Origin of the sequence: Bowmanella pacifica (assembly GCF_014645355.1) — a bacterium.
In the GTDB taxonomy this organism is placed as follows: domain Bacteria; phylum Pseudomonadota; class Gammaproteobacteria; order Enterobacterales; family Alteromonadaceae; genus Bowmanella; species Bowmanella pacifica.
This window is the reverse complement of sequence record NZ_BMLS01000008.1, coordinates 158,179-177,093: the sequence shown is the minus strand read 5'-3', so window position 1 is coordinate 177,093 and position 18,915 is coordinate 158,179. Positions and strand designations below refer to the sequence as shown.

The 18,915-nt window shown below is 49.3% G+C and carries 16 protein-coding genes and 1 other RNA gene; 7 read left to right on the top strand and 10 right to left on the bottom strand.

Features of this window, described 5'->3' with window-relative positions:
• Positions 1 to 7 precede the first annotated feature (7 nt).
• Positions 8 to 1,141 (bottom strand): glutamine-hydrolyzing carbamoyl-phosphate synthase small subunit, encoded by a 1,134-nt coding sequence (gene carA, locus IEX02_RS18865; RefSeq protein ID WP_188698916.1) that lies wholly within the window; start codon positions 1,139 to 1,141, stop codon positions 8 to 10.
• Positions 1,142 to 1,732: 591 nt separating this feature from the next.
• Here carA and IEX02_RS18860 point away from each other — a divergent pair.
• Both IEX02_RS18860 and pulA read left to right on the top strand, forming a co-directional pair.
• A complete protein-coding gene (locus tag IEX02_RS18860) occupies positions 1,733 to 2,413 on the top strand; it encodes a hypothetical protein (RefSeq protein ID WP_188698914.1) in 681 nt (226 codons plus the stop codon).
• Positions 2,410 to 6,450, top strand: a complete 4,041-nt coding sequence (pulA, locus tag IEX02_RS18855) for a pullulanase-type alpha-1,6-glucosidase (protein ID WP_188698912.1) — start codon at positions 2,410 to 2,412, stop codon at positions 6,448 to 6,450. Before IEX02_RS18860 ends, pulA begins: the two co-directional genes overlap by 4 nt.
• Positions 6,451 to 6,581: 131 nt before the next feature.
• On the opposite strand, the gene dapB is transcribed toward pulA, so the two are convergent.
• The 6 genes from dapB to grpE form a co-directional block, all read right to left on the bottom strand.
• Positions 6,582 to 7,385, bottom strand: coding sequence for a 4-hydroxy-tetrahydrodipicolinate reductase (dapB, locus tag IEX02_RS18850; RefSeq protein WP_188698910.1), 804 nt, complete (start codon positions 7,383 to 7,385; stop codon positions 6,582 to 6,584).
• Between the two features lie 121 nt (positions 7,386 to 7,506).
• Positions 7,507 to 8,220, bottom strand: coding sequence for a substrate-binding periplasmic protein (locus tag IEX02_RS18845; RefSeq protein WP_188698908.1), 714 nt, complete (start codon positions 8,218 to 8,220; stop codon positions 7,507 to 7,509).
• Position 8,221: 1 nt separating this feature from the next.
• Positions 8,222 to 9,025: a carboxylesterase family protein gene (locus IEX02_RS18840; protein WP_188698906.1), complete on the bottom strand. Its 804-nt coding sequence runs from the start codon at positions 9,023 to 9,025 to the stop codon at positions 8,222 to 8,224.
• 96 nt (positions 9,026 to 9,121) lie between these two features.
• A complete protein-coding gene (dnaJ, locus tag IEX02_RS18835; RefSeq protein WP_188698904.1) occupies positions 9,122 to 10,252 on the bottom strand; it encodes a molecular chaperone DnaJ in 1,131 nt (376 codons plus the stop codon).
• Positions 10,253 to 10,388: 136 nt separating this feature from the next.
• The gene (gene dnaK / locus IEX02_RS18830) at positions 10,389 to 12,308 is read right to left on the bottom strand and encodes a molecular chaperone DnaK (RefSeq protein WP_188698902.1); all 1,920 of its coding nucleotides are present in this window, start codon (positions 12,306 to 12,308) and stop codon (positions 10,389 to 10,391) included.
• 118 nt (positions 12,309 to 12,426) lie between these two features.
• Positions 12,427 to 13,017, bottom strand: a complete 591-nt coding sequence (gene grpE / locus IEX02_RS18825; RefSeq protein WP_188698899.1) for a nucleotide exchange factor GrpE — start codon at positions 13,015 to 13,017, stop codon at positions 12,427 to 12,429.
• 188 nt (positions 13,018 to 13,205) lie between these two features.
• Here grpE and nadK point away from each other — a divergent pair, with 188 nt between their 5' ends.
• The 3 genes from nadK (at position 13,206) to IEX02_RS18810 (ending at position 16,450) form a co-directional block, all read left to right on the top strand.
• Positions 13,206 to 14,087 (top strand): NAD(+) kinase, encoded by an 882-nt coding sequence (gene nadK / locus IEX02_RS18820; RefSeq protein WP_188698898.1) that lies wholly within the window; start codon positions 13,206 to 13,208, stop codon positions 14,085 to 14,087.
• 109 nt (positions 14,088 to 14,196) lie between these two features.
• Positions 14,197 to 15,864 carry a DNA repair protein RecN gene (gene recN, locus IEX02_RS18815; protein ID WP_188698896.1) on the top strand — a complete coding sequence of 556 codons (1,668 nt, stop codon included), beginning with the start codon at positions 14,197 to 14,199 and terminating at the stop codon, positions 15,862 to 15,864.
• Positions 15,865 to 16,099: 235 nt separating this feature from the next.
• A complete protein-coding gene (locus tag IEX02_RS18810; protein WP_188698894.1) occupies positions 16,100 to 16,450 on the top strand; it encodes an outer membrane protein assembly factor BamE in 351 nt (116 codons plus the stop codon).
• 54 nt (positions 16,451 to 16,504) lie between these two features.
• On the opposite strand, the gene IEX02_RS18805 is transcribed toward IEX02_RS18810, so the two are convergent.
• Entirely contained in the window at positions 16,505 to 16,858 is a 354-nt protein-coding gene (locus tag IEX02_RS18805; RefSeq protein ID WP_188698892.1) for an RnfH family protein, read from the bottom strand.
• A complete protein-coding gene (locus tag IEX02_RS18800) occupies positions 16,851 to 17,285 on the bottom strand; it encodes a type II toxin-antitoxin system RatA family toxin (protein WP_188698891.1) in 435 nt (144 codons plus the stop codon). Before IEX02_RS18800 ends, IEX02_RS18805 begins: the two co-directional genes overlap by 8 nt.
• Positions 17,286 to 17,389: 104 nt before the next feature.
• On the opposite strand from IEX02_RS18800, the gene smpB reads away from it, so the two are divergent.
• A complete protein-coding gene (smpB, locus tag IEX02_RS18795; protein ID WP_188698889.1) occupies positions 17,390 to 17,869 on the top strand; it encodes an SsrA-binding protein SmpB in 480 nt (159 codons plus the stop codon).
• A gap of 99 nt (positions 17,870 to 17,968) precedes the next feature.
• Positions 17,969 to 18,328, top strand: a transfer-messenger RNA (tmRNA) gene (ssrA, locus tag IEX02_RS18790).
• 71 nt (positions 18,329 to 18,399) lie between these two features.
• On the opposite strand, the gene IEX02_RS18785 is transcribed toward ssrA, so the two are convergent.
• Positions 18,400 to 18,864 carry a DUF6491 family protein gene (locus IEX02_RS18785; RefSeq protein ID WP_188698887.1) on the bottom strand — a complete coding sequence of 155 codons (465 nt, stop codon included), beginning with the start codon at positions 18,862 to 18,864 and terminating at the stop codon, positions 18,400 to 18,402.
• Positions 18,865 to 18,915 lie beyond the last annotated feature (51 nt).

The following is an 18,915-nucleotide window of genomic DNA, read 5'->3' as shown; positions in this document are numbered from 1 at the left end:
CCCCTAATTACTTCTTGCTGGCTGCGATCAATTCGATGAAATGGTCAAACAGCGGTGCGGCATCGTGTGGCCCCGGACTGGCTTCAGGGTGCCCCTGGAAGCTGAATGCCGGCTTATCGGTGCGATGAATACCCTGAATGGTCTTATCGAACAGAGAGATATGCGTCACTTCCAGGTTGTCGGTCAGGCTGTCTTCGTCTACTGCAAAACCGTGGTTCTGGCTGGTGATCATCACGCGGCTATTGGGAATATCCTTCACCGGATGGTTAGCACCGTGGTGACCATGTTTCATTTTGGTGGTTTTAGCGCCACTGGCCAGTGCCAACAATTGGTGACCCAAACAGATACCAAATACCGGAATGTTGTTATCCAAAATAGCTTTGATGGCCTCAATGGCATAAGTACAAGGTTCTGGATCGCCAGGGCCGTTGGACAAGAAGACGCCATCAGGACTCATGGCCAACACCTCTTCTGCACTGGTTTGTGCAGGCACCACAGTCAGCTTACAGCCGCGGTCAACCAACATACGAAGAATGTTAAGCTTGGCACCAAAATCGTAGGCCACCACATGGAAAGGCAGGTCCTCTCGGTTTTCATCATGGCCCATGCCCAAGCGCCAAGAACCGTGATTCCAGACAAAGCTTTCCTTGGTTGATACCACTTTGGCCAAATCCATGCCTTTAAGTCCCGGGAAGCCCTTGGCGGCTGCCAATGCCTTGGCTTCATCCAGATTATCACCGGCAACAATACAACCATTTTGCGCACCAGTAGTACGTAGAATACGGGTCAGGCGACGAGTATCGATATCGGCGATACCGAGGATATTGTGCTGTTTAAGATAATCGGAAAGGCTTAGTTGGTTACGGAAGTTACTGGCAATAAGGGGAAGATCTCGGATTATCAGACCTTTGGCCCAGATATTTGTGGATTCCTGATCTTCGTCGTTTGTCCCGGTGTTGCCGATATGGGGATAGGTCAGTGTTACTATCTGCTCCGCATAGGACGGGTCGGTAAGGATCTCCTGATATCCTGTCATGGCGGTATTAAACACCACCTCTCCAACAGCAATACCTTCGGCTCCGATGGCGGTCCCTTTGAAAACTGTACCGTCTTCAAGGACCAAAAGGGCGGATTTAGTCAAGTCAACCTCCTATTCGCTATCCATACCCTGTTTACTAAGCGATATGGATCTTTTGGCAACCTAAAAAAAACGGGTGTAAATTGACAATTTACATCCCGTTTACTTGTTTTGCTGGCTCTGCAAGCCGGATTCTCCCGGTAAAAAGCAAAATTTTGGCAAATTCTTAGTAGTCTACATTAGTTTGCTTAATTCGTCTATTATGAATTAGAAATATTATACAAATGCGGCTTTAAGCAGTAAATCAGGTCTAAACACATAAAAACATAAGTATCCTGGCGCGGCGGCTGCCTTTACCCACCGGCCAGGCATTGTTTCGATACGCTATTCCCTTTTCAAACTCTTTTGTCTACACCTAGTTTTGCAAGTTAAGTCGATGACTCACAGGCTCGTCCCACCTAACAGTTATACCCCTTGTCTATAACCTCAACCCTCCTTTGTATTGTTTGAAATCCAGGATTTTTCCTGCTGTTCACATGCATACGTATTCATCGGTCAATTACCCAAGTTCGGCTTGTGCGACAAGTTTAGGTTCAACTAATGTCATCGGTTTGTAGCATTTTTGTTAAATCACCAAACAAATGGAGAACCCGAGTGAAACGAACTTCAATATGGTTGCTGCCGCTGTGCTTGTGTATCGCACCACCAAGCCAGGCTAACCTGATAGCAAACGGAGACTTTCAAAGTTGTGATTTTAGCAGTTGGCAGCAAGACTCTGATGGTCTGGGCTCCCCTGGCACAACGGGGGATTTCAGCATTGAAAATACCGCGGGTAATTGCCGTGCCCTGCTGACAGTTGACGACGGTCAGTCGGCACAAGCCTTCTTCGCCAACACCCTTTACCAGCAACTGACGCTCACCGCGTTAACTGGCGAGCATCTTTGGCTACACTTTGATTGGGCGTTCTTTGGCACCGATGGTGCTCCGCTCACCGGCGATTACTTTCACATTGCCCTGAATGATGGTCTGGGTAACCTCTATGGTGCAGATGGCCAATTGGGCACATTGCTTCAATCACCCACCAATGGCCAGAGTAGCTATGGCAGCGGGATGTTTTCCGTATTGCTGGATAGCAGTTTATATAACCAAAGCGGCTGGTATCTGGACTTTACCTTAGGCGAAGGAACGGCAATAGGTGACGGCCTGTTTTCCACCCTGGCCATTGATAATGTGCGCTTAGAGAGCGTCAGTGCCGCCATCAGTGAGCCTGCACTCCCGGCCCTATTCTTCCTGGGGTTGATGACTATGGGGCTGCTAAGGAGGGAGGAAGGATGAAAGCTTATATTACAGGTCTGCTGCTTTGTTGGCTGGCCCTCCCTACTTTGGCCGAGTGGCAAACACAATCCAAGGTTAACTTTGATTACTCTGCCAGACCCACCTTTGATAGGGTTAACCGCCAGTATGTCAGCCAGATAACGCTGACCAATCAAAGTGAACAGTCTCTAAGTGGCCCCATGCGGGTACTAGTGCAAAACAGCAGCCATAGCATTCTAAACGGCGATGGTGAATGGCAGGGAATGCCCTATATCACCTTAGCTGCGCAAGAGCTGGCGGCATCACAGAGCATGCAATTTACCCTGCGTCTCAGCCTGGATCGCGCGCCCTTGTCCTTATCGATGCAACTGCAAGTAGAGCCTGCGTCATCAGGGCTTAACCTTGCAGACAATCAAATTGCGTTGTTCTATCAACGGGCCGATGATGACTATCAAGGTTGGGGGCTGCATCTTTGGAATGGCGAAGGCTGCGGGAACTACGCTGCACCGACCACAGAAGTGGCCCAATTTGGCGATTGGGCCAACCCCTATCCCGCCGATGGTATCCATCCTGACTACGGGGCTTACTATGTACTCAGTATTGAGCCCGGTGCGGATTGCTACAACTTCATTATTCACAAAGGTAATGACAAGGCACTGGGTCAGAACAACAGCCGCTTTGAACCCGCTCGGGGCAAGCAAGGATTCAGCTTTCACGGCTATCCGGAGATCTGGTATCAGCCCCTGACCGAGCGTCCTTTATCTTTGGACGGTGCGCGCGCACACTGGCTGGCCACAGACACCTTGGTTTGGCAAACCGCCCAAGCCGCTGAGTACCGCTTGTACTACAGTGCTGCCGCTGATCTGTCACCGCTTGATCCCAGTAAGTTACAAACTGCGAACTTTTACCCCCTGACGCCAGCCCAAATAGACCCGCAATACTATCAAAGGGATCCGCATTTAAGTGGATTCACGGGTTTTCACCTGTCACTCACCGATGCAGAGAGTAAAAACCTGGCCAAAACTCAGCTAATTGCCGTCGCGCTGGATGCAACGGGCGCGATAGTGGATGCCACCAGAGTGCAGTTTGGCCGGTTGCTGGATCATCTTTATACCCGTCAGGCAGATGATGCCGATGAGGCAAACCTGGGCCTGAATTATCAACAACAGCAACTGCAAGTATCCGTCTGGGCTCCAACGGCTCGCAGTCTGAGTTTACGGGTCTTTGACCAGCAAAAGAACTTGCTCGCCAGTCATCCAATGCAATGGGATGAGCACAGCGGTATATGGTCCTATCATGGTGATAGAAATACCCTGGACAGACATTTTTATCAATTTGGTGTTGAGGTGTTCCACCCATTAACTGAGCAAGTGGAAACCTTAATCAGTACAGACCCATACAGTGTGAGTTTGTCTACCAATGGTCGTTACAGTCAATTTGTTAACCTGAATGACAGCGATCTGAAACCCAGCGGTTGGGACAGTCATCCGGTACCTATCGTCACTGCGCCCGAAGACAGCATTATCTATGAAACCCATATTCGTGACTTCAGTATCTGGGATGACAGCGTCAGTGTGCAGAATCGTGGAAAATATCTGGCGTTTACCGAAACAAACAGTCAATCAGTACAACATTTACAGCGTTTGCAACAAGCAGGATTGACCCACATCCATCTACTGCCGGCCAATGATATAGCGTCGATTCAGGAAGATACTAATCAACGAGTGGACATCAGCGATACCGTTGGCAGGCTATGTCAGTTTAATCCCGGCGCACCGGTTTGCGGGGTGGAAAACCCCACGACTCTATTGCTGGATGTCTTTGCCGGTTATACACCCGACAGCGCTGACGCACAGGCCTTAGTAGACGCGATGCGTGCCCTGGATGGCTTTAACTGGGGGTATGATCCACAGCATTTTGCGGCGCCGGAAGGCAGCTATGCCAGCGATCCTGACGGCGCGGCCCGTATTCTTGAAATGCGCGCCATGAACCAGGCCTTGCATAATATAGGACTGCGTGTGGTGCTGGATGTAGTTTACAACCACACGGCATCATCTGGCTTAAATGACAATTCGGTACTGGATAAGCTAGTACCAGGCTACTACCAACGTTTGAACGAACTCAGCGGACAAATAGAAAACTCCACCTGCTGTGAAAACACGGCCACCGAAATGACCATGATGGCCAAGTTAATGAATGACTCATTGGTGGTATTTGCCCAGCAGTTTGGTTTTGACGGTTTTCGCTTTGATCTTATGGGGCATATTCCCAGACAGGCTATTCTCAGCGCCCGCGAGGCGGTCAGAACCGTGGACCCCGACAGCTATTTTTATGGTGAAGGGTGGAACTTCGGCGAAGTCGTCAATAACAGGCGCTTTGAACAAGCCTCACAACTGGCGATGGCTGGCACCGAGGTAGGAACTTTCTCAGACCGTCAGCGAGACGCCGTGCGCAGTGGCGAGTTATTCACAGCGGGTGGCAGCTTGCACCAACAAGACACCACCCGTATAGGTCTTGTTGGCAACATCGGCAGTTTTGCCTTTGTGGCGGCCAGCGGCAACTATATGTCTGCCTATGACTACCAATGGAACGGCCAGCCTGCGGGGTATGCCAATGACCCGGCCGACACCGTTAACTACGTATCCAAGCATGACAACGAAACACTGTGGGATAAGCTGCAACTGGTTCTGCCCACCCAGTTGACTGCACAAGAGCGTGTACGTATACAGGCTCAGGCCCTGAGCTATCCACTGCTAAGCCAGGGCATACCTTTTCTGCATTTTGGCTCCGAATTGCTGCGCTCTAAGTCCATTGATCGCAATACTTACGATTCGGGAGATTGGTTTAATCGGGTTGATGTCAGCATGCAGGATAATAACTGGAATATAGGCCTGCCCCGCGAGGCCGATAACCAGCATAACTGGCCGGCTATCAGTGCAGCCAGTGCCAACCCCAACAGCCTGGTAGGCCCGACTGAAATTGCTTTTAGCGCCGCTTTATTTGAAGAGTTTGTGCAAATCCGCGCCAATAGTCCGCTGTTTCGTCTTACCGATGCTCAGCAAGTGCGTCAGCGGATTAAATTTCATAATACCGGGCCCCAGCAAGCTCAGGGGTTGATTGTAATGAGTCTGGATGACGGCCTGGGACTGACAGATCTGGATCCTGCCTATGATGCGCTGGTAGTCGTATTTAACAGCAGTGACAACCTCAAGGCATTTACTATTGATGAAGCAAATGGTTTTGTACTGCATCACGTTCAGCAAAGCTCAGCAGACACGCTCGTGCAGCAAGCGTCATTTGATACTCATAGTTTCCAGGTACCAGCCCGCACTACTGCCGTATTCGTCAAACCCCAGCAAGGTCAGCAAGGCTATGGTTTAAGCGCCCTCCCCCCTTATGGAGAGCAGCCTATCTATCTACGTGGCGACATCAATAGCTGGGATACCTCTTTGCCGTTTAGCTACCAAGGCGATAATAGCTATAGATTAGATGTCGTTCTGGATGCCGGTCAGTTTGAGTTTAAGCTGGCCGACGAGCACTACAGCACAGTCAATCTTGGCGGCGGCTTTAGCGTCACCTTGGGTGCTGCCCAGACGCTCTATCAACAAGGCAATAATCTTGCTGTGACTATTCCCCAGCCAGGCCAGTATCGCTTTGCCTTGCTTGCAACCACGCCCGATACTCCCTCCCTTACCATCATGCCCGATGATCCATCCGTCATCCCGGCCCCTTATGGTAATCACCAACTATATCTACGAGGCAGTCTGAACGATTGGGGGACGACTATGCCACTGGCATACATTGGTGGTGGCATATACGAAGCCTTGCTAAATCTGCCTGGCGGATCGCACCAAATAAAAATAGCGGACGCAGACTGGGGAGCAAACGGCGGTCCGAATCTGGGTGGCGCCTGGCAAATTACCTCAGGAGACACTGTGGCTCTGCAGCCTGGCAGTAGTGATAACCTAACACTGATATTGCCCTATAGCGGTAACGTGCGGGTTACCCTGAATGCTAACAATCAAAACGCACCGCTGTTGAGTATCAGTATGCTTTAAATGACGACAAGCAATACGCCCAGTTGAGTTAAACCTTAACTGGGCGTCAAGATAGCAAGAAAACACGCAAACTAACGAGCCCCGGTTGATAACGACGACGTGGGAGTCATGTCAGCCTGACATGACAGACTCTACCCTTCCAATCCCAAAACCTGCTGCATATTATATAAACCAGCGGGTTTATCTTTAAGCCATAACGCGGCGCGCACCGCCCCTTTAGCGAAGGTCAAACGGCTGCTGGCTTTATGGGTAAGTTCAATTCGCTCGCCAATATCAGCGAACATGGCTGTATGCTCACCCACCACATCGCCAGCGCGGATGGTGGCAAAGCCGATTTGCTGCTGCGGTCTGACACCCGTATGGCCCTCACGACCATATACGGCGCATTGATTCAAATCCCAGTTAAGTTCGTCGGCAATAGCTTCGCCCATGGCCATGGCAGTGCCGGATGGTGCATCGAGTTTGTTACGGTGATGCGCTTCCCAGATTTCAATGTCGCAGCTATGACCCATTACTCTGGCCGTTTGCTTTAATAAGTTCAGCATCAGGTTAACGCCTACGCTGTAGTTAGCAGCAAACACAACGGGGATCTGCTTGGCGGCTTGCTGCAAAACATCAAACTGCTGAGGATTTAATCCTGTGGTGCCTATGACAACCGGCTTGTTCTGAGCAACACACCAACTCAGGTTGGCTTCAAGAGCACCTGGCAGGGTGAAATCAATCATCACATCAATGTTCGCGGCTTGCTCGTCGGGTCTGTCACTGACCGCCAGGCCCAATTTACCGACACCGGCCAGTTCCCCAACATCCATGCCCAGCCAGTCAGAGCCACTGCGTACCAGTGCCGCGCTTAATTTTGCCTCAGGTGCCTGCTGCACCGCCTCAATCAATACCCTGCCCATACGGCCGTTGGCACCAAATATCCCCACATTCATGCTATTTCAATCCGATTCTGTTACCTGGCGAGGATTGTGCCTTAATTTAAGCCGCTAGTCAGCCATCTAAACGTCCACAGTGATTTATTGGCGAATTGGCAAGATGCAGCGCTGCTCTTGCTCATGGCCGGGGGCTATGCATCAAGAGCTTGATATCACCCCGCGCCTGCATACGCATAAGATGCTGATTAAAAGCTTTAATAATCTCGGGATCCCAAGCAGCAGCAGGATAAACCTGACTGGCAAATATGGGGTGAATACGAATTTTCCCTTCACCATACATTTTACGGCTGTAGTATTCCAACACCAGCCTATCGCCCACCACCACATCCACCTTGCCACTAAATAGCAAGTCGAACTGACGATCCCTGTCGACCATTTCCAGGTAATTCTGCGACTCAAGCACATTGGCAAAGGGTTGCCCCAACACATCTATGGCTTTTTGATAGGCCACTACCCGTTTGTCGCTTAAATCGTCCAGTTGTTCGATAGCCAGACCGGCACTGCTCAGGCTGGCGGCAACATCTTGGATTTCCATATACGGCAAACTTTTATGGGCGCCCGGAATATCAAAAGCAATAGGGCTAGCGAAATCCAACTCCCGCTGTTTAAACTTTTGCAGCATACGTTCATGGGAAAAAAGCTCAATCTGCACCTGATAGCCGGCTGCAGACAGGGCCTGATAGACGATATCGTGGTCAATCCCCTGCAAGCTACCCTGCTCATCCGCATAGGCCCAGGGGGCAGAGAAATTCAGTCCCACCCTAACCACTCGTTCGGCAGCAGCAAGGCTGCAACCCCAGCAACACAATATCAGTATGAGTCCAATTCGCACCTTATTGCTCCTGAACCGCGCCCTTGGCTGGCAAGGTATGAGAAAACAACCAAGCCAATAAGTCTGGTTCGGCAAAAGCCGGGTTCCAACTGTTATGCCCGACCTCTGGATACCAGGTCACTTTGGCCTGACCGCCAGACCTACGAATAGCCTCATACATGGTTTGGGTATAGGCAGGACTGACAACCTGATCCTGCTCACCATGGAACAGCCACACCGGCATACCTTTGCGATACTGAGAGGTCAATGCGGCGTCTCCCGCCCCACATATCACCAACGCTGCGGCAAACATAGCTGGTTTATGATACAGCAGCTCCAGAGTACCCATTCCCCCCATAGATAAACCACCTGCATATACCCGCGTTTTATCCACGTAGGGCCTGGCAGACCATTCTTCCATCAGAGCAATAGTTGCTGCTAACGCTTCGGTAGGTTTTGGATTGGCAGAAAAAACCGCGGTCAGCGGCTGCGTGCTGCGATCGAGCTTAACATTGGCCCAATACTGCGCCTTGGGCGCTTGGGGGAAAATCACAATAGCGGGATAATTGGCTCTCACCTTATCTTCAGCGAACAAGGTCGCTCCATGGGTCAGTTGTAAGCTGTTGTCACTGCCTCGCTCTCCTGCACCATGTAAGAACAGTATCAGAGGATAACGTTTATGCGGATCAAAGTGTTCAGGAAACAAAACACGATAAGGTAACTCACTGTTATTATGCTGAAAAACCAGACTTTGATACAACCTATGTTCCTGCCCATGCAACCCATAGCTCACTAACATCAAAATACTGACAACAAGTGCGCGCATGCTCATCCCTTGATTATTTTTTGGCTCATTCAAGCATGATGCTGCAGATAAAAAAAGCCCCGCATTATTCGCGGGGCTTTTTGATAACCAACAATCTTAATTGGTTAAGTCGTCAAAGAACTTCTTCACGCCGTCAAAGAAGCCTTTTTCCTTGGGACGGTATTTGGCAGCTTCCTCACCCGTGCCCATGGATTTATCCAACTCCTCAAGCAACTCTTTCTGACGGCTAGTCAGGTTAACTGGTGTTTCAACCACAACCTTGCACATCAAGTCACCCACCGAGCCACTGCGTACCGACTTCACGCCTTTGCCACGCAGTCGGAACATACGCCCGGTTTGGGTCTCGGGTGAAATTTTGAGTTTGACCTTTCCGTCCAGGGTCGGCACCTCAATTTCGCCCCCCAAGGCCGCACGGGTAAAGCTGATAGGCACTTCACAATACAGATTGTTGCCATCGCGAACAAAAATCGGGTGGTCTTTAATATGTACTTGTACATACAGATCGCCCGCCGGTCCGCCCATTTCTCCTGCTTCACCTTCGCCGCTCAGACGAATGCGATCACCGGTATCCACGCCTGCTGGCACTTTCACCGACAAGGTTTTGGTCTTTTCTACGCGACCATGGCCGTGACATTTACGGCATGGGTCGGCAATGATCTTGCCGCGTCCGGAACAAGTAGGACAGGTTTGCTGCACGGCAAAAAAGCCCTGACGCATCTGTACCTGCCCCTGACCATGACAAGTAGGACAAGTGGTAGGCGTCGTGCCTTTCTTAGCACCAGAGCCATCACACTCATCACAACCCACCAAGGTGGGTACTTTGATCTCTACGTTCTTGCCTCGGACCGCATCTTCCAGAGACATTTCCAGGTTATACCTGAGATCTGAGCCCTGGCGTGCGCGCGATTGACGGCGTCCACCACCAAAAATATCCCCGAAAACATCACCAAAGATATCGCCGAAATCGGCATGGCCGCCATGACCGCCGCCGCCACGATTAGGATCAACCCCGGCATGGCCGAATCTGTCATAGGCTGCGCGTTTTTGCTCATCGGTCAGGACCTCATAGGCTTCCTGAATTTCCTTGAACTTCTCTTCTAATGCCTTATCGCCCTGAGTACGGTCAGGGTGATATTTCATGGCCAATCGCTTATAGGCCTTTTTTATGTCGCGTTCGGCGGCGTCTTTCGCCACCCCCAGCACTTCGTAATAGTCTCGTTTGGACATATTGCTTATTAGCTCCCGAATACAGCTAAATGGGGTCAGAGTAAAATTAACAAATTGTCAGTGGCTGACGGATAATTTTACTCTGACCCCACTTAAGCGTGGCCGCATTTCGCGGCCACGTTAACAGGACACAAGATTACTTCTTGTCGTCTTTGACTTCTTCGAACTCGGCGTCCACAACATCGTCATCCGTGGCTTTGGCAGAACCCTGTTCACCAGCGTCACCCTGCTGTTGCGCAGCTTTGGCTTGCGCCACTTCCATCAGCTTGGCAGAGGCTTCAATTAATGCTTGAGTCTTAGCATCAATCTCTTCCTTGTCAGAGCCTTTAATGGCTGCTTCAAGTGCAGAACAGGCTTCCTCTACCTTAGCCTTGTCATCAGCGCCTAAGGCATCACCGGCTTCTTCCACCTGCTTACGGGTAGCATGCACCAGACCATCAGCCTGGTTGCGGGTTTGTACCAGTTCTTCAAACTTCTTGTCTGCTTCAGCGTTGGCTTCAGCGTCCTGAACCATATTGTTGATTTCGTCTTCCGACAAACCACTGGAAGCCTGAATAGTGATCTTCTGCTCTTTACCTGTGTCTTTGTCTTTGGCAGACACGTGCAAGATACCATCCGCATCGATATCAAAAGTTACTTCGATTTGCGGCTGACCACGCATGGCCGCACGAATACCTTCCAGGTTGAACTGACCCAGTGATTTGTTACCAGAGGCTTGCTTACGCTCGCCTTGCAGTACGTGTACCGTTACTGCAGACTGGTTATCTTCAGCAGTTGAGAACACCTGCGACTTTTTAGTCGGAATAGTGGTGTTTTTCTCAATCAACTTGGTCATCACACCGCCCATGGTTTCAATACCCAGAGACAAAGGTGTTACGTCCAACAGCAGTACGTCTTTCACGTCACCCGCCAAGACACCACCTTGAATGGCTGCACCTACAGCTACGGCTTCATCGGGGTTAACGTCTTTACGCGGTTCTTTACCAAAGAACTCGGTCACGTATTTCTGTACCAGTGGCATACGAGTCTGACCACCTACCAGGATGATATCGTGGATATCGCCCACAGACAGGTCTGCATCAGCCAGCGCTTGCTTTACAGGCTCCAGAGAAGCCTTAACCATATCTTCAACCAAAGACTCCAGCTTGGCACGAGTTACCTTGATGGTCAGGTGCTTAGGACCTGAAGCATCGGCCGTAATATAAGGCAGGTTCACTTCGGTTTGCTGCGCAGAAGAAAGCTCAATCTTGGCTTTTTCACCGGCTTCTTTCAGACGCTGCATGGCCAGAGGATCTTTACGCAAATCCATACCCTGGTCTTTCTTGAACTCTTCAACCAGGTAAGTGATCAAGCGGTTATCAAAGTCTTCACCACCTAAGTGGGTATCACCGTTGGTAGCCAGTACTTCAAAGGTGTGCTCACCTTCTACTTCGTCAATCTCGATAATGGAGATATCGAAAGTACCACCACCTAAATCATAAACCGCAACCACATTGTCACCTTTCTTACGGTCCATACCGTAAGCCAGTGCCGCGGCTGTGGGTTCGTTAATGATACGCTTGACTTCCAGACCGGCGATACGACCAGCATCTTTAGTGGCCTGACGCTGAGAATCGTTGAAGTAGGCCGGCACGGTGATAACCGCTGCAGTTACTTCTTCGCCCAGATAGTCCTCGGCGGTCTTTTTCATCTTTTTCAGCACTTCAGCAGAAATCTGCGGGGGTGCCATCTTCTTGTCATTCACATCAACCCAGGCGTCACCATTATCCGCCTTGATAATGCCGAACGGCATAATGTCGATATCGCGCTGTACTTCTTTATCTTCCCAACGGCGACCAATTAAACGCTTGATAGCGAACAGGGTGTTTCTGGGGTTTGTAACCGCCTGACGCTTGGCAGGTTGACCTACCAAGGTTTCACCGTCTTTAGTGAAGGCGATAATGGAGGGGGTAGTACGATCCCCTTCCGCATTTTCAATCACACGAGGTTTGTCACCGTCCAACACGGCAACACATGAGTTAGTTGTACCCAAATCAATACCAATGATTCTACCCATGACTTTACTCCGAAAATTCGTTTAAAAACTGATGCTTTCTTTGTGGGGATCGGCGCGATTGTTTTCAACAAGCGGGCGAAAAAAATTCCCCAAATAAAGTGTGTTTATTAGCTGTGGCTTATGCCTGAACGTCTACGCCATCTTCCGGTGCACGGGACACCATCACCATAGCCGGACGTAACAAACGACCATTAAGTTCATAACCTTTCTGCATCACTGCCATGACCGAGTTGGGCTCTAGCTCTGCACTTTCCTGCATGCTCATGGCCTGATGTAACTCAGGGTTGAACTGTTCGCCTTGTGGGTCGATAACCTTCATGCCAAATTTTTCAATGGTGGCAATAAAGGACTTATGCGTAATAGCAACACCTTCAACCAGTGATTTCACCGCCTCATTAGAGGCGTCAGCCACTTGCAGGGCTCGCTCCAGGTTATCAATCACGGTTAGCAGTTCACCGGCAAATCGCTCCAAGGCGAACTTTCTTGCTTTGTCGACTTCGGCTTCCGCGCGCTTGCGGGCATTTTCCATGTCTGCTCTGGCACGCAGTACAGAGTCTTTCTGTTCAGAAAGCGTAGATTCCGCTTGTACCAGGGCACTTTCTAACTCGGCAATCCGCTGCTGTTCAGGTGTCAACTCAGTCTGAGCCTGCTCCTGAATAACCTCTTCCTGTGGCTGCTGTTCTTGTTGTGGCTGCTGCTCGGTGCTCATTCGCCTCTCCGTAATACCTAAAAGAATGCCAAAAACGATTGGGTAAATGGGGATCGCCAGCGTCGATTCAAGGGCAAAGATGACATTTCCATGTAAATTATCCGGTTATGTACTTTAAACAGCGACTTTTGGCCGACTAACCCTTATTATTTTCAAGTAGATAGCCCGACGATTAGAAAACCCTGAATATGCAACAACGATTCGATTGTATTGGCCTGATTGGCAAGCCTCACCACGAGGGCGCAAATGAAAGCCTGCGGGCGCTTTATGCTTATTTGCAAGGCAAGGGCAAGCGCATAGTGGTAGAGGAACGAGTGGCCAGTGAATTGGATTTTGATGCGCAGGACGTGATGGACCTGGTTGGTATAGGCGAGCATGCCGACCTGGCGATTGTCGTGGGCGGTGACGGCAACATGCTTGGTGCTGCGCGAGTATTATCACGCTTTAACATCGGGGTGGTAGGGGTTAACCGCGGTAATCTGGGATTTCTTACCGACATCCACCCTGAAGATATCACCACTGAACTTGATGGTATCTTTGACGGTGACTACGCCACCGAACAACGTTTTCTACTGGAAGTGGAAGTGTTTCGACATGGCCAGTTGAAGAGCAGCAATGCCGCCGTAAATGAAGCGGTACTGCACCATGGCAAAGTTGCTCATATGATGGAATTTGAAGTGCATATCGACGATCAATTTGTCTTCAGTCAGCGTTCTGACGGATTGATTGTGGCGACTCCCACAGGATCAACAGCTTACTCCTTATCCGGCGGGGGCCCCATTCTCACGCCAAATCTGGATGCCCTCGCATTGGTTCCCATGTTTCCCCATACCCTAAGCAGTCGCCCCATAGTCGTGGATGCCAATAGCGTGGTACGTTTGGTGGTATCTCATGACAATACCGAAGCGCTGCAGGTTAGTTGTGATGGCCATGTGGTACTCAGTGTCTTACCCGGCGATGAAATACAAATCCGCAAGAATCCTTACACCCTGCGTTTGATTCACCCTAAAAGTTACAATTACTTTAATGTGCTGCGCACCAAACTGGGTTGGGGCAGTAAGCTTTATTAAGCGATGGCCTTCAGTCCCCCCGGTTCGAATATTTTTTCCCCACCCATCTGGACAAACAACAAATACTGTATATAGTTACAGAGAACTGTATAGATAAACAGGTTATACTATGCTGCTGCAACTCTCTGTACGTAACTTTGCTATTGTTCAGTCCTTAGATATCGAATTACATAGCGGTATGACCGCCATTACCGGTGAAACCGGAGCAGGTAAATCTATTGCCATAGATGCGCTAAGTTTGTGCTTAGGCGACAGAGCGGAAGCCAGTATGGTGCGTAAAGGCGCCGACAAAGCGGAAATCACTGCCTGTTTTGCCTTACATAATCTGCCACTTGCACAGCAATGGTTAACTTCTCAGGAGCTGCAGGAAGACGATCAGGAATGCGTTATTCGACGGGTTATCTCTTGTGAGGGACGCTCAAAAGCCTATATAAACGGGGCACCGGTTTCGTTACAGCAATTAAAAGGTCTAGGCCAGTACCTGGTTAACATTCATGGCCAGCATGCCCATCAGCAGTTATTAAAAGCCGATGTTCAGCGAGAGTTATTGGATAACTATGCCAACCATCCTGATTTACTGCAGGAGCTGCTGAACCGCTATCAACAATTGCAGGAAACCCGCAAACAATATCAGTTATTGCAAGACAATCAGCAACATCGGGAAGCCAGACGTCAGTTGCTGGCATACCAGGTTCAGGAACTGGATGAATTTGCCATAGAGGAAAGCGAGTTCGAGCAGCTTGAAGTAGAGCACAAGCGCCTAAGCCATAGTCAATCTCTGCTGGAACAATCCCAGACCAGCTTCCATCAGTTGTATGATGCAGACGACATCAATGCTTTATCTATTATTCAACATGCAATCGACAGGCTGTCGGAGCTACAGGAGCATGATGCCAGTTTAACTCCTATTGTTGACCTGTTATCAGAAGCCAACATCCAGGTAGATGAAGCCTCTCAGCAGTTGCGCGACTATATTGACGGCCTGGAAGTGGATCCGTTCAGGATGCAGCAGGTGGAAGCTCGCTTTTCAAAAGCCATGGAGCTAGCCAGAAAGCATCAGGTGATGCCAGAGGGGTTATATGAATACCACCAATCTCTGGTTCAGGAGTTCGCGCAATTACAGCAAGATGACAATCAACTTGAGGCATTGGCGCTCACACTGGAGCAATTAAAGCAAGCTTACATACAAACAGCAGAGGTCTTAAGTCGTTCACGTCAGACAGCGGCGCAAAAACTGGCAGAGCAAGTACAAAACGAAATTCGCCAGATGAACATGAGTCAGGCCAGTTTTGCCATTCAGGTACAGTTTGACCCACAAATGGCTATCAACCGGCAAGGGCAGGATGTTATCCGCTTTGTGGTGGCCACCAACCCCGGGCAACCTGCCGATTTGTTGGAAAAAGTCGCTTCAGGCGGCGAGTTATCACGTATCGGACTGGCGGTACAAGTTATCGCCAGTGCCAATCATAAAGTACCTACTATGATTTTTGACGAAGTAGATACCGGCATCAGCGGTCCTACCGCATCCGTGGTTGGGCAATTGCTACGAAGACTGGGGCAAGACGCTCAGGTGCTTTGTGTTACACACTTACCGCAAGTTGCAGCCTGTGCCCACCATCAGATGCTGGTAACCAAATTCAGTGATGGCAAAACCACAGAAACCCATATGATTCCCCTAGCACAGCAACAGCGCATAGAGGAGCTGGCCAGATTGCTGGCCGGCGATAAACTGACCGACACCGCTTTGGCTAATGCTAGGGAACTTTTAGGCCTGTAATTTTTCCAATCCATTGAAAGTTTGCTGCTGAACCCCATTTATTGTCACAGCAAATCGTTATTATCAGTTTAGCGTGTGGAGGAGCCCGGAACAGGTTAGAGCTTGTTTCGGGCGCTTCTTTATCCTGTGGGTCAGTTCAAACTGAACACAAAACCGACTCACTTAAATGTATGGAATTGGACAGCTACAAGCCAACTACGTTAGGATGCAGCCTTCCTCAGAGAATCAGAACAACATGAAGTACAAAAAACTCGCCATCAGCCTTTTAGTGTTGGCCAGCCTGCAGGCTTGCAGTAGTTGGATTTACCGTATTGATATACCGCAGGGCAATTACCTGGATCAGAAAGATGTAGACAAATTGCGCATCGAAATGAGCAAAGAACAGGTTGTCTATATTCTTGGTCAGCCTGTGGTTAATGATCCATTTAACCAGGATAAATGGTACTACGTGTACACCATGAAGCGCGGTATGAGTGATGAGCATATTCGCAAAGAACTGATCATTTATTTCGATGCTGGAAAAATCAGTAAGGTTGAAGGTGACTTTACCTTAGCTGAAACATTCAACACGCCTTTGGATCAGTGATCTCCACCAAACCGTTCTCACTTTACATACAGTGAGAACGGTTTGGATAGCAGCTTATTCATCTTTTTCTGCGCGAAGGGGATTTACCCTGCCGCCGGTGACCTTATCCGCTCGTCCCTCATCTTTAGCTTTCTCTGCGCGTCTTCGCCGTGCGTCCTTCGGGTCGGCAATTAGTGGTCGGTAGATAGCAATACGATCACCATCCTTTGGCTCGTCGGTAAGCTTACAGGTGCGATACCATATCCCCACCTTAGTTTCGTTCAAATCGATATCAGGAAAACGTTTGAGTATACCCGAAGCGCGAATAGCATCCTGCACCGTAGTGCCTTTTTCCACCACTACTTCCAATAAGGCTTGTTTATCAGCAAGCGCATAAACCACTTCAAGACGGATCTGCTTCTCAGTCACCGTAGACCTCCTTGGCTCGCTCGGTAAAGGCGGCCACCATATTACTCGCGATGGCCGAGAACGCTTTGCCAAACGCCATTTCCGCTAGTCGGCTGGAAAACTCAAACTCTAAATTAAGTTCAATCTTACAAGCATGTTCAGTCAATGGAATAAAGCGCCAGCCCCCACTCAAATGGGTAAAAGGGCCATCAATGAGTTGCATATGTATAAACTCACCACGTTTTAACTGATTCTGCGTGGTGAACCACTGTTTCAAGCCGCCTTTACTGACAAGTAACGAGGCTTTCATACATTCATTATCTGCTGCTAAGATGCGGGTTTCTGCACAACCAGGTAGGAAACGGGGATAAGCATTCACATCATTAACCAGATCAAACATGGATTCGGCACTGTAAGCAACCAGTGCACTGCGATTCACGTTTGGCATCAATTCTCCTCTGTCAGCCCTACTTAGGGCGAAAAATTGCCCGCCGATAAATATTTTATACGTCGTCGCAGACAAAAAAATTCGTTGCAGTATAATACGCCGCCATGAAAAAGAAGAACACCAAATCCAATCAAAGCGGCACCATTGCGCTGAATAAGAAGGCTAGGCACGAGTACTTCCTGGAAGATAAGCTCGAGGCCGGTATTTCCTTGCAGGGCTGGGAAGTCAAAAGTATCCGGGCCGGAAAGGTCAATATTGCGGATAGTTATGTCATTATTCAGAACGGCGAGGCTTACCTGTTAGGGGCAACAATTCAGCCCCTGAAGGAAGCGTCCAGTCACGTTATTTGTGATCCTGACCGCAGCCGCAAGCTCTTGCTGAACAAACGAGAGTTAAATCGTCTGCTTGGTGCCCGCGAGCAAAAAGGCTATTCCATCGTCGCAACGGCCATGTACTGGAAAAAATGCTGGGTTAAAGTTGAAATCTACCTGGCGAAGGGAAAGCAAAACCAAGATAAGCGGGATACCATCAAGGATCGCGACTGGCAGAGGCAGAAAGAGCGCCTTATGAAGCATAAAAGCTGATACTAATCAGCAGGTTGATACAAAGCGCAAGACAAGTGTAATTTTCTTGTGCTATGATCAGCTTACTCGCCTGATTATGCGTCTGGCGATACCCATTTCGGGGCTGATTTTGGATTCGACAGGATTCAGGACGCCCGAGGTGCATGCAGAGGTTGTGGCTGGCCTCTTAAAAAAGCCACTTTAAAGTAGTCGCAAACGACGAAAACTACGCACTAGCCGCTTAATAACCGGTTTAGTGCCCTTCCACTCTGGCCTTGTCCATGGGTAGAGGTTCGGAAGGTCATCATCATGGACTAGCGAGGGAAACTTCCTGAGGTTGAACCGCGAAATAGTATCAGGACAGCTACTAGGAATCCTGTCTGCCGGAGTCCAACGTAGTTAAATAAAAGACAGACTAAGCATGTAGTACCAACGGTTGACGCTTTCTGGACGCGGGTTCAAGTCCCGCCAGCTCCACCAAATAAAAGACCCGTGTAAATTACACGGTTTTTTTTATTGACGCCAATTTCGCCTACGTAAGCTAAAGCTGACTAAAAGCGTGTCGGAGCATTAATGTTGGTGTTATAGCGACGTTTTATATTTAAATTGGATAGCTCTTCGTATTGTACGCGATTCAATTTAAACAAGGTGTCGATAACACAACCTTGTTGCTCATAACCTACCCTGACAATTTGATCTCCAGCTGCGGCCACCTCTTTTTCTTGCTGTAGTATCCCAATACGTTCGGCAAATTCGAGCTTCGCACATGGTGCACTGGATAGTGAGGCTAAAAAGTACTTTCTATTTCGAGTTACCAAAGCCACATGTTGATCATCCAGAATCATATAGTCTGAAAGAATAAAGGGAGCGGCTTTATTGATACTTTTGAGCTCCTGATTAGCAATGAAATCCTGAAACAACGTTTCGCTGTTAAAGTCATTGGTTGAGCCACTGTTGGTGGAGTTGCAGCCACTTAACATCAGGGCAAAAAAGCCAAGGAGGCATTTGTATTTCATCGGTCTTCCCTTTTATGCATATTATTCCAATAATATTTTGATTTAACCCTC